General features: G+C 62.8%; 14 protein-coding genes and 1 pseudogene. 14 read left to right on the top strand and 1 reads right to left on the bottom strand.

Going from position 1 to position 9,210, the window contains the following annotated elements; all coding sequences use genetic code 11:
* From BLT64_RS25225 to BLT64_RS25195, 7 genes are all read left to right on the top strand, one after another.
* The coding region (locus BLT64_RS25225; protein WP_496559551.1) for a Clp protease/crotonase-like domain-containing protein at positions 1-409 on the top strand (409 nt) is incomplete at its 5' end.
* Between the two features lie 11 nt (positions 410-420).
* A complete protein-coding gene (locus tag BLT64_RS25220) occupies positions 421-1,770 on the top strand; it encodes a phage major capsid protein (RefSeq protein WP_011746709.1) in 1,350 nt (449 codons plus the stop codon).
* Positions 1,771-1,827: 57 nt separating this feature from the next.
* Entirely contained in the window at positions 1,828-2,136 is a 309-nt protein-coding gene (locus BLT64_RS25215) for a hypothetical protein (protein ID WP_011746710.1), read from the top strand.
* A 41-nt stretch (positions 2,137-2,177) separates the two neighbouring features.
* The gene (locus BLT64_RS25210) at positions 2,178-2,672 is read left to right on the top strand and encodes a hypothetical protein (protein WP_011746711.1); all 495 of its coding nucleotides are present in this window, start codon (positions 2,178-2,180) and stop codon (positions 2,670-2,672) included.
* Positions 2,632-3,189 carry a hypothetical protein gene (locus tag BLT64_RS25205; protein WP_041529730.1) on the top strand — a complete coding sequence of 186 codons (558 nt, stop codon included), beginning with the start codon at positions 2,632-2,634 and terminating at the stop codon, positions 3,187-3,189. Before BLT64_RS25210 ends, BLT64_RS25205 begins: the two co-directional genes overlap by 41 nt.
* Positions 3,183-3,542 carry a head-tail adaptor protein gene (locus BLT64_RS25200; protein WP_011746713.1) on the top strand — a complete coding sequence of 120 codons (360 nt, stop codon included), beginning with the start codon at positions 3,183-3,185 and terminating at the stop codon, positions 3,540-3,542. The genes BLT64_RS25205 and BLT64_RS25200 overlap by 7 nt, the downstream gene beginning before the upstream one ends.
* Before the next feature lie 71 nt (positions 3,543-3,613).
* Positions 3,614-3,925: a DUF3168 domain-containing protein gene (locus tag BLT64_RS25195; protein ID WP_232290482.1), complete on the top strand. Its 312-nt coding sequence runs from the start codon at positions 3,614-3,616 to the stop codon at positions 3,923-3,925.
* Here the strand turns inward: BLT64_RS25195 and BLT64_RS26705 are convergent.
* The gene (locus tag BLT64_RS26705; RefSeq protein ID WP_128492975.1) at positions 3,922-4,278 is read right to left on the bottom strand and encodes a hypothetical protein; all 357 of its coding nucleotides are present in this window, start codon (positions 4,276-4,278) and stop codon (positions 3,922-3,924) included. The genes BLT64_RS25195 and BLT64_RS26705 overlap by 4 nt on opposite strands.
* A gap of 24 nt (positions 4,279-4,302) precedes the next feature.
* Between BLT64_RS26705 and BLT64_RS25190 the strand changes: the two genes are divergently transcribed.
* The 7 genes and pseudogenes from BLT64_RS25190 to BLT64_RS25165 all read left to right on the top strand — a co-directional run.
* Positions 4,303-4,749 carry an HK97 gp10 family phage protein gene (locus tag BLT64_RS25190; protein WP_074810758.1) on the top strand — a complete coding sequence of 149 codons (447 nt, stop codon included), beginning with the start codon at positions 4,303-4,305 and terminating at the stop codon, positions 4,747-4,749.
* Positions 4,742-4,939: a hypothetical protein gene (locus BLT64_RS25185; protein WP_041529733.1), complete on the top strand. Its 198-nt coding sequence runs from the start codon at positions 4,742-4,744 to the stop codon at positions 4,937-4,939. The genes BLT64_RS25190 and BLT64_RS25185 overlap by 8 nt, the downstream gene beginning before the upstream one ends.
* Position 4,940: 1 nt before the next feature.
* Positions 4,941-5,402 carry a phage tail tube protein gene (locus BLT64_RS25180; protein WP_011746717.1) on the top strand — a complete coding sequence of 154 codons (462 nt, stop codon included), beginning with the start codon at positions 4,941-4,943 and terminating at the stop codon, positions 5,400-5,402.
* Positions 5,402-5,791: a gene transfer agent family protein gene (locus tag BLT64_RS25175; RefSeq protein ID WP_011746718.1), complete on the top strand. Its 390-nt coding sequence runs from the start codon at positions 5,402-5,404 to the stop codon at positions 5,789-5,791. The genes BLT64_RS25180 and BLT64_RS25175 overlap by 1 nt, the downstream gene beginning before the upstream one ends.
* A gap of 8 nt (positions 5,792-5,799) precedes the next feature.
* A complete protein-coding gene (locus BLT64_RS27085) occupies positions 5,800-5,952 on the top strand; it encodes a hypothetical protein (RefSeq protein WP_157137422.1) in 153 nt (50 codons plus the stop codon).
* Positions 5,952-8,858, top strand: coding sequence for a hypothetical protein (locus BLT64_RS25170; RefSeq protein WP_011746719.1), 2,907 nt, complete (start codon positions 5,952-5,954; stop codon positions 8,856-8,858). Before BLT64_RS27085 ends, BLT64_RS25170 begins: the two co-directional genes overlap by 1 nt.
* Positions 8,858-9,210: pseudogene (locus BLT64_RS25165) on the top strand (hypothetical protein); the annotation flags it as partial. The gene BLT64_RS25170 and the pseudogene BLT64_RS25165, both read left to right, overlap by 1 nt.

The raw sequence follows: 9,210 nt of genomic DNA, 5'->3' as shown, positions 1-9,210 counted from the left end.
CGGCGACCGGCATGCGCTGCGCGAGGTGGCCGACTGGCTGGAGCCCTTCGATTCCGCCTCGGTCGATATCTATGCCGCGCGCACCGGGCTGGACGGCAAGAAGCTAGGCCAGATGCTGGATCGCGAGACCTGGATCGGTGGGCAGTCCGCTGTCGATCAGGGCTTTGCCGACAGCCTGCTGGCGGCCGACGAAGTTTCGGCCTCGGCGCGGCAGGAGGGCGAGGCCCGGGTTCGGGCCGAGAAGAAATTCGATCTGCTGGCAGCCCGGGCCGGGCTGTCGCGTGGCGCGGCGCGGGAAATCCTCGCCGAGCTTAAAGGGGGCAAGCCCGGCGCTGCCCCGTCCGGCACGCAGGACGCTGCCGTCATCGAGGAGGTGCGGAACCTCCTCAAATCCATGAAATCCATCTGAGGAAACAGACGATGAACAAGGCACTCATGCCGCAGGCCTCCCTTGCGGCCCTGATGGCTGCGCGTCCGCAGGCCGTGATCGGCGCCGTGCGCAGCGAGGCCAACCCGGGCAATGTCGAGCAGCTGATGCGCGAGGTTCGCCAGGAACTGGATCGGATCGGCGGCGACGTGAAGCGCACCGCCGAGGACGCGCTGCGCCAGTCGCGCGATACCGGCGAGCTGACCCGCGAGTTGAAGAACTCGGCCGACCAGCTGCTGACCCAGCAGAAGATCCTGACGGACGCCCAGCAGAAGCTGACCGACCGTCTGGAGCAGCTGGAGACGCGCAACACCGATCTGGAACAGCAGCTTTCGCAGCGTGGTCGCGGCAACCGCGATCAGGTCCAGAGCTTCGGCGAGCGCGCGGCCAGGCATGACGACATGCGCGCCTTTGCGCAGGCCGGCTGCAAGGGCACCGTCCGCATCGCGCTCGATGTCGAGCAGGCGATCACCTCGGTGCGTCCGGGCGGCGGCGGGCTGATCTGGTCGGATCGCGAGACCGAGATCGTCGGCCTGCCGCGCCGGCAGATGACGATCCGCAACCTGCTTTCGCAGGGCCGCACCGGATCGAACGCCATCGAATATGCGCGCCAGACCACGCGGACCAACAATGCCCGTCCGGTCACCGAAGGCGCGCAGAAGCCCGAGTCGGACTATGTCTGGGCGCAGGAAAGCGCGCTGGTGCGCACCATCGCGCATTTCGTGCATGTGTCGCGCCAGGCGATGGAGGATGCCCAGCAGCTCCAGACCGAGATCGATACGGAACTGCGCTACGGCCTGATGCTGGCCGAAGAGGGGCAGCTGCTGAAGGGCGACGGCGTCGGCCAGAACCTGGAAGGGCTTGTCACGGCCGCCACCGCCTTCGTCCCGGCCTTCGCGGTCGCGGGCGAGACGATGATCGACACGCTGCGCCTGGCGCTCCTGCAAGCGTCGCTGGCCGAGTATCCGGCCGACGGCATCGTGCTGCATCCGACGAACTGGGCGCAGATCGAACTGACCAAGGATGGCGAGTTCCGCTATATCTTCGCCAACGTCATGCAGCTGGCCGGCCCGCAGCTCTGGGGCCATCCCGTGGTGCAGACCCAGTCCATGGATCTCGATGAGTTCCTGACCGGCGCCTTCAAGGCCGCGGCGACGATCTACGACCGCATGGACCCCGAGGTCATCGCCTCCAGCGAGGATCGTGACAACTTCATCAAGAACATGATCACGGTCCGCGCCGAGGAGCGGCTGGCGCTCGCGATCAAGCGCCCGGCCGCGCTGATCACCGGCGAGTTCAACTCGACGGTGGTTTCCAGCGGCGCGCCGGTCTCCAGCGCCTGATTCTTCACGACAATCTCGGGGCGCCTTCGGGCGTCCCGCTCATGACAGGGGAACGAGATGAAGATCCAGGCACTGCGCGGAATGGTCGGCTCCTACGGCGCGCTGCGGCGCGGACAGGTCGCCGATATCGATGATCATATCGCCGAGAAGCTGGTGAAGGCGGGGCGGGCCGTTCCGGTCGAAACTGATGCCGCCGACCCTATTCCAGCCTCGGAACCGGGTCCGGTTTCCGGGGCGGATGCCAAGGATACGCGCCAGGCTGGTGGCCGCGCTGGCAAGGCGAAACCTGCATCATCGTCGCCGGCGGACCCAGCGCCGGAGACGAGCGGGCAAGTCTCGCCGCCCTCCGAGGGCAATCCCGCGTAATCGCGATCAACAACAGCTGGCATCTCTGCCCCTGGGCGGATGTGCTCTATGCCTGCGACCTGGCGTGGTGGCGCCGCTACAGCGGTGCGGCCGGGTTTGCCGGCCTGAAGCTCGGCGCCGATCCCGCCGTGGATCGCAAGCCCTGGGGCGTCCGGTCGATCCGGGTGCAACAGACCGTGGATCGCATCCTGACCGACAGGCCGGGCGTCATCGGCTGGGGCGGCAACAGCGGGTTCCACGCGCTGAACCTTGCGGTTCAGTTCGGCGTCCGACGGATCGTCCTGGTCGGTTACGACATGCAGGTCGAGGCCGGGCTGCACTGGCACGGTGCGCATGAGGGCATGAACAACCCCTCGCAGCAATCGACGGCCCGCTGGCGGCGGATCATCGATGCCGCCGCGCCCGATCTCGCGTTGCTCGGGGTCGAGGTCATCAACGCCAGCGCGGTCTCCGCGCTGACGGCCTATCCGAAAATCCCGCTGATGGAGGCGCTGCATGCCGATCATGATCTCGCGGTCAACCGATCTGCCGATTGACCTGGCCGCCGCCAAGAAGGTGCTGCGGGTCGATTTCGACGATGACGACGACATGATCCGCGATCTGATCGACGGCGAGACCCGGCGCTACGAGGACTTCGCGCGGCGCATCGTCGCGCAGACCGTGTTCCGGTTCCGGTCGCCGGGCTGGTTCACGCGCATACCGATCGATCTCGATCCGATCCGCAGCATCGCCGGCGTGTTCTATCTTGACCAGGCCATGCAGGAGGTCGCGTTGGCCTCGGCCGCCTATCGCTTCGTGCCCTGTTCGCAGGGCGGATACCTGGGCATCTACTCGGACTGGCCCCGGCCGGACCTGGCGGATGTGGCGTTTCCGGTCTGGTTCGACGTGGTCGCCGGTGCCGATCTGCCCGCCGACAGTCCCGCGGTTGCGCCGCTCGATCCGGCCGACCGGATGAACATCCTGCACATGGTCAAGCAGATCTACGACCACGACGATCCGCTGACCGAGGAGCAGTTGCGGCGCCGGTTTTCCGGCAGGAGGTTGCTATGGTGAAGGCCGCGGCGCAGACGGCGAGGCTCGTGAAGCGCGCCGCATTCGGAGAGCCGGCTGAAGTTTCTGATGACATCGGTCTTGGGGATGCGGATGGGCAGGTCGTTCACGGCTATCCAATAGCCTTCAGGACACGGGCGAACCTTCTACCCCTCCGAGGGGGCGAGAGTGTCATGCATGCGCGGCTGGCGGCGAAAAACCCGGCAATACTCACCGTGCGCAACTCAGCACTGACCCGGCGCGTCACCAGCGATTGGAAGGTGCTGATCGACGGGCGCGTGTTCGACTGTAAGGAAGACCCGCGCGAAAGCCAGGACAGGCGGTATCTGGAAATTCTGGTCGAGGCATCGCCATGAGAGCGGGTCGAAAGCTGCGCGAGATTGTTCGTGCGCGGATCATCGGACATGTCGAGGGTCTGGAAGGTAGGGTGATCGACAAAGCGATGAAGTCCACGCCCTACCCATATGCAACGCTCGGCCCATCCTATTGGGTGGATGACATATCGGAATGCATTCTTGCGCGCGACGTCACGCTGCAAATCGATCTTTGGGATAGCCAGGTCAATAAGGGAAGGTTGGAAGACCTGACCGACGACGTCGCCACCGCGCTACGGGGATGGTCCGACACCGACGCGCTGACCATGCACCCAATGCGCGTCACGCTGGCGCGCGTCATGGACGATCCCGACGGCGTGTCGGTTCATGGCGTGGTGCAGGTCGAGGCGTTGGTGGAAGGTTAGCGCCAGTTTCTTCCGCACTTTTCTCGCATTAGCGCCTCAAAGGCTGGATCTTCCGGGTATTGCGCGGAATATCTGGCTTCTTTGTAGGTTGTTTCCCACCTATCGAAGGCATCTCCGAATATATGCTTTCGGCCTTCGTCAGCAAGGTCGGCGGGCATTCTGGGATCGATCAGGATCTTATTGACTGCGTCCTTCACGTCCTGTGCTCCGGCTTCGGTCGAGTAAATCGCGGCAAAGCTTGCGTCCTGCATCTTTTCAATGTGCGTCCGAATTACGAGGCATTCGAGTTCACTGGCTGTGGCCAGAGGTGGGGCTGCGAGGGTTGCCAATAAAACCGCAGTGAAATGACGCATGTAATCCTCGTAGATAGGTGAACCGTGGCCCAGCTTAACCCCCGGATCGTGGCAAAACTCAAGCGAATTCCTGATGTCGCTGTAGAGGCAGCCCGTGAGGCGATGGAGGAGGGGGCCGAGGAGATCTGCGAACACATCCGCAACCTCGTCCGCTCGACCTTCACCCAGCATTCAGGCGACATGCTCCGGTCGATCGGCTGGACGTGGGGCGAACTGCCGCCAGGAACCTTCATGATCGACGAAATTCGCTCTGGCCGAAATCGGGGCGACCAATACGCGACCCTGCGGATCAAGATCTACGCCGGTGCAGGTGATGGCTTCTATTTCCGGTTCCACGAGTTCGGGACCAAAGACGGGCTGCCGGCCCGACCGACCTTCTATCCGGCATGGAAGGCGAAGCGATCTGGGTTCCGAAAGAAGATCCGCGACCGAGTTCGGGCGGCCATCAGGGGGGTATGGCGCAATGGCTAAGGCTATTTTCCATCGGCGCTTCGACGCGACCGATACCACGAAGGGCGTATCCATCCGCATCGAGCCGATGGAGAAGCCGCAATCCTATCCGGAATGGGTGATCGCCAAGGCTGTCGCGGCCGGGGCGGCAACCCGCGCCCAGAGGAAAACCGAGCCGGCATTGCCCGGCGCTATCAGCAAGGACGAATGACATGGCACTTCCTGACCTTCAGTTCCGCGGGGACATCGTCGTCATGGTCGCGTGGGATGAGGAGAACCCGGCGACCTATACCAACTGGTGTGGTGCGACCGGCATCAACCTGTCCATCACGAACAACATCAGCGAAACCACCGTGTATGACTGCGACAACTGGACGCTGCCGGCACAGATCATCCTCGGCTATGGTGCGCAGTCGGTTACGGCCACGGTGAACGCGAACCTCACCAAAGCCGGCCGCGACAAGCTGATCAGGGCGGTGAAGGATCAGCGGGAATTGCCGATCCGCCTCCATATGATCGGCGCGGCGCCGAACGAGATCGAGTATATCGACGGTATCGGTCTGCTGCCGAACCTCGACATCGCAGGGATCGGCAGCACCGACGACAACGCTGTCATCACCTATACCCTGAACGTCAGCTTCAAGGCCGGCATCGAATTCACGGATGCGACCTGATGCAGCCGATTGTCGTAAGATGGCCAGGCGGGGAACATGCTTTCCGCCTCGGCCTCGGTGAGCTTCGCACGATCCAGCAGAAAACCGACTGCGGCCCCGAGTTCTTGCTGATCCGCATCAACGCGGGGCAGTGGCACGTCGACGATCTGCGTGAAGTCATCCGCAATGGCCTGATCGGCGGTGGCATGCCGCACGTCGATGCCTTGAGGGCTGTGGACAAGGCGTTCAATGCCGCTCCCGCGATCACCTTCAAGGTGCCTGCACAGGAGATCCTCTCTGCGTTTCTCTTCGGTCCCCCGGATGATGTCGTGGGGGAGTCTTTGCCGGTGGGTCCGACACCGGCAAAAGAGACAACGGAAAATGGAGGTTCAGCGCCTATTACGGATTAGGCGCCGCCATGAAATTCACGCCTGCGGATGTGGACGCGATGACCCCCTGGGAGTTCCTGGCCTGCCTTGAGGGATATGGGCGCTCGAAAGGCTGGAAGTCGGCACAAGGCGGCGGGAAAGCAATGAGCCTTGAGCGTCTGCATGAATTGGGGATTGAATAATGGCGAACGAACCTGACCTTCTCATTTCTGCCGGGTTTTCCGATGCCCAGTTGGTCAAGGAGGCCGACAAAGTTGTCGAATTCTATCGGAAGAAGGGTCAGGAGGCGCAGAAGGCGTTTCAGGATTCGCAGGGACGCGTCACTAATACGCAGGCTGCGCGCGCTCACGCCAGAGAACTTGATCGACTGGCCAAGTCATACGATCCTGTTTATCGCGCCGCAAAACGCTATGAGGAGGAACTGAAACGCCTCGACAAAGCGCTGGATGTCGGGGCGATCAGCCAGAAGCGATATGCGGACCTGGTGGGGCAGGCTGCGCGCCAGATGAATCTGGCAACAGGCGCTATTGAGCAATCCAGCCGTAAGGCTGCCGGCGGCGGCAATATGTTGCAGCAAGTGGGCTGGCAGGTCGGTGACTTTGCTGTTCAGGTTGGGGCTGGAACCTCTGCTGCACAAGCTTTTGCTCAGCAGGCCCCGCAGCTCCTCGGGGCAATGGGTGCTTGGGGTGCGCTGGCGGGGGCCGGGGTTGCCGTGGCGGTTCCGCTGGGCGCGGCGCTGCTCAAGGTTGCTATGGACACGGAAACGCTTGCCGAAAAGTTGGACAGCCTGAACGATACGACCAAGGCTTATACTGACGCCGCTGAAGCTGCCGTCGAACCCATAAGCGTGTTGCGCCAGAAATATGGCGAACTGGCAGACGAGGTGCAGCGGGCAAATGGCACAATGGCGATGCTGGCCTCCATTAGGGCGCAATCCGATCTGTTCGGTGCCGCAAGATCCCTCGGTCGTGAGCTGGGCATCAATCTGAATCCCATGGACGTTCCGCTACAAGCCGATGGCGCGATCAATAGGGATCGTGAGTATATGGCGATCCAGCAACGGGAACGCGCCATGGAGAGGTTGCGGCAGAGAACCGGCGCCACGGCTGATCAGGCAGATCGGTTGCGAATGGCTCTGAACAGGACCGACAGCTCCAATAGCCTGGAAGCGGTCGTTCAAGACGCCGCGAACCTTCTGCGCATCATTGCCGAATTGTCGGGAAATGAGGGTGCGGACACGATGTTCCTCGGGGGATGGGCGCAGCAGGTGGATGCCGTGATGAAATCTGCGCAAAAGCAGATCGAGGCCACCAACAAGGCCCAGAACGACCTGCTTAATTCCTATGATGAAAATACGCAAAAGCTGAAAAAGCTGGCAGATGATAGGCGTCTCGCAGAAGAGATGCTGGCCGTTGCGCTTAAGGACGGAAAAGCCGACCAAATCGAAGCCTATGGTCGGGTGATCAAAGCCATCGACAAGGAGGTGCAGGCGGTCAAGCAGTCCATCGCCGAAATGGATGGCACATTCGAGGCCAGCGTGAAGCGGATGCAAGAACTTGCCGGAGGCCTCGGTGGCACGATCAACGATGCCATAAAGCAATGGACCGGGCTGAACCTTCGCGAATGGGGGCAGGCGGGCGCGGCTGCAAACAAGGGTATCCTTGATCTGATCGCGCAACGAGAAAGCCGGGGCGATTACAATGCCACGCTGGACGATGGTCGGTGGACAGGCGGTTCGCGCAATCTCGTCAACATGACGCTGAAAGAGATCCGCGCGCTTCAGGAAGCCATGAAGACCCCCGAGAATCGGGCGCTCTACGGGAATGGTGCCGGCTCGTCGGCTCTTGGCCGTTATCAGATTGTCGGCACAACCCTCGATGATTTGATGAAGCGGTTGAAACTGACCGGCGACGAACTGTTCACGCCGGAGCTACAGGACCGCCTTGCTACGGAGCTTCTGCGCCAGATCAAACCCGGCGACGTCGAGGGTATTCGGAAGGTTTGGGCAGGGCTCGAAAATGTCCCTGCGCCCTTGATCCAGCAGGCGTGGGGCCAGCAATCAATCCCACGTGTAGACGCTGAGATACAGAAGGATCTGGACAAGGAGATCAAGGACCGCGAGCGGCTTGCCGAACAGGCGAGGCGATACGGTGAGCAGCTAGCCCAGAACCTCCTGACCGAGAAGGAATCGGCGCGCTTGGCGGCTGAACAGGCTGATCAGATCTCCGCCATCAAGGCGCAGGGGTTGGCACCCGAGGATGAATCTCGTGCCATCGCAGCGGTAACCGCCGATATCGAAAGCCAACGCGTGGTATTGACGCTGCTCGCCGATGCCAAGCGCCGGAATGTCGATCTCGACGCCATGCTTGCCGACGGGTCGATGACCTATAAGCAGGCGATTGAGGCTCTGGGTGAGGCGAAGAAGGCCGACATCATCGCCACCAACGAGCGTGCGATTGCCGAGGGCCGGCTGGCTGAAACGCAACAGCTGATGGCTGATGCTCAGCAGCAGACGAAGCAGGGTCTGCTGGACTCCATCGTCGCGGGTGAGAGTTTCGCCGATGTGCTTGCCAATGTCGCGCGCATGTTCGCCAAGGCGGCGCTGGAAGCCGCGCTCTTCAACGAGGGGTCCTGGGCATCCGGTGGCGGCGGGAAGGGCCTGCTTGGCGGTCTGGTCAATGCCATCTTCAAGGGTTGGTCAGTCGGCGGGTATACCGGCCCCGGCGGTAAGCACGAGCCGGCCGGTATCGTCCACAAGGGCGAGGTGGTCTGGTCGCAGGACGATGTGCGGCGGGCTGGCGGCGTGGGCGTGGTCGAGGCGCTGCGGCGCAGTTCGCGCCTGCCCGGCCTTGCCGATGGTGGCGCGGCGGGAATGCCCATGATGCAGCTGTCGCAGATCCCGTTCGGATTGGCGGCGCAGCGCGGCCCGGCAGTCAACGCCACCTTTGCCCCGAACATCAGCATCGCGCCCGGTGTCACCCAGGCCGAACTGGCCATGACCATGGCGGCCGCCCAACGGGAGTATGAGCAGAAGTTCCTACCCATGCTGCAAAAGCACATGCCCAGCTACAATGAGCGGTATACCTGATGCCCGAAGTGATCGCCTGGCCATGCAGCCTGATCCGGCCGCAGGATGTCAGCTATTTCATCCAGCGCACCTCGCGCGATGCCGGCGCCAACCTTGCCGGCATCGCGCAGATCCTGACGCCCGGCACCGGCGCCTGGCGCGTGGACATCACCATTCCGCGCGATTTCGACGGCACCAGGGTCAAGCAGCTGGAGGCCCTGGTTTCGGAGATGCGCGGCCGCGAGAACGTGGCGAACCTCTGCATCTGCGACCCCTACAAATACGGGTCGCGCGTCAGTCCGGTGCAGACCCCGTTCAGCGACGGGACGTGGTTCAGCGACGGAACCGGCTTCACCGACCCGGCAGCGGGCAC

The organism is Paracoccus denitrificans (assembly GCF_900100045.1).
GTDB lineage: Bacteria > Pseudomonadota > Alphaproteobacteria > Rhodobacterales > Rhodobacteraceae > Paracoccus > Paracoccus denitrificans.
Note: the sequence above shows the minus strand (reverse complement) of the source record. Positions and strands in the feature narration are given on the sequence as shown.

Coding starts and splice junctions, on each gene's coding strand:
- BLT64_RS25220 (WP_011746709.1), top strand. CDS start 421: ATGAACAAGGCACTCATGCCGCAGGCCTCCCTTGCGGCCCTGATGGCT.
- BLT64_RS25215 (WP_011746710.1), top strand. CDS start 1,828: ATGAAGATCCAGGCACTGCGCGGAATGGTCGGCTCCTACGGCGCGCTG.
- BLT64_RS25205 (WP_041529730.1), top strand. CDS start 2,632: ATGCCGATCATGATCTCGCGGTCAACCGATCTGCCGATTGACCTGGCC.
- BLT64_RS25200 (WP_011746713.1), top strand. CDS start 3,183: ATGGTGAAGGCCGCGGCGCAGACGGCGAGGCTCGTGAAGCGCGCCGCA.
- BLT64_RS26705 (WP_128492975.1), bottom strand. CDS start 4,278: ATGCGTCATTTCACTGCGGTTTTATTGGCAACCCTCGCAGCCCCACCT.
- BLT64_RS25185 (WP_041529733.1), top strand. CDS start 4,742: ATGGCTAAGGCTATTTTCCATCGGCGCTTCGACGCGACCGATACCACG.
- BLT64_RS25180 (WP_011746717.1), top strand. CDS start 4,941: ATGGCACTTCCTGACCTTCAGTTCCGCGGGGACATCGTCGTCATGGTC.
- BLT64_RS25175 (WP_011746718.1), top strand. CDS start 5,402: ATGCAGCCGATTGTCGTAAGATGGCCAGGCGGGGAACATGCTTTCCGC.
- BLT64_RS27085 (WP_157137422.1), top strand. CDS start 5,800: ATGAAATTCACGCCTGCGGATGTGGACGCGATGACCCCCTGGGAGTTC.
- BLT64_RS25170 (WP_011746719.1), top strand. CDS start 5,952: ATGGCGAACGAACCTGACCTTCTCATTTCTGCCGGGTTTTCCGATGCC.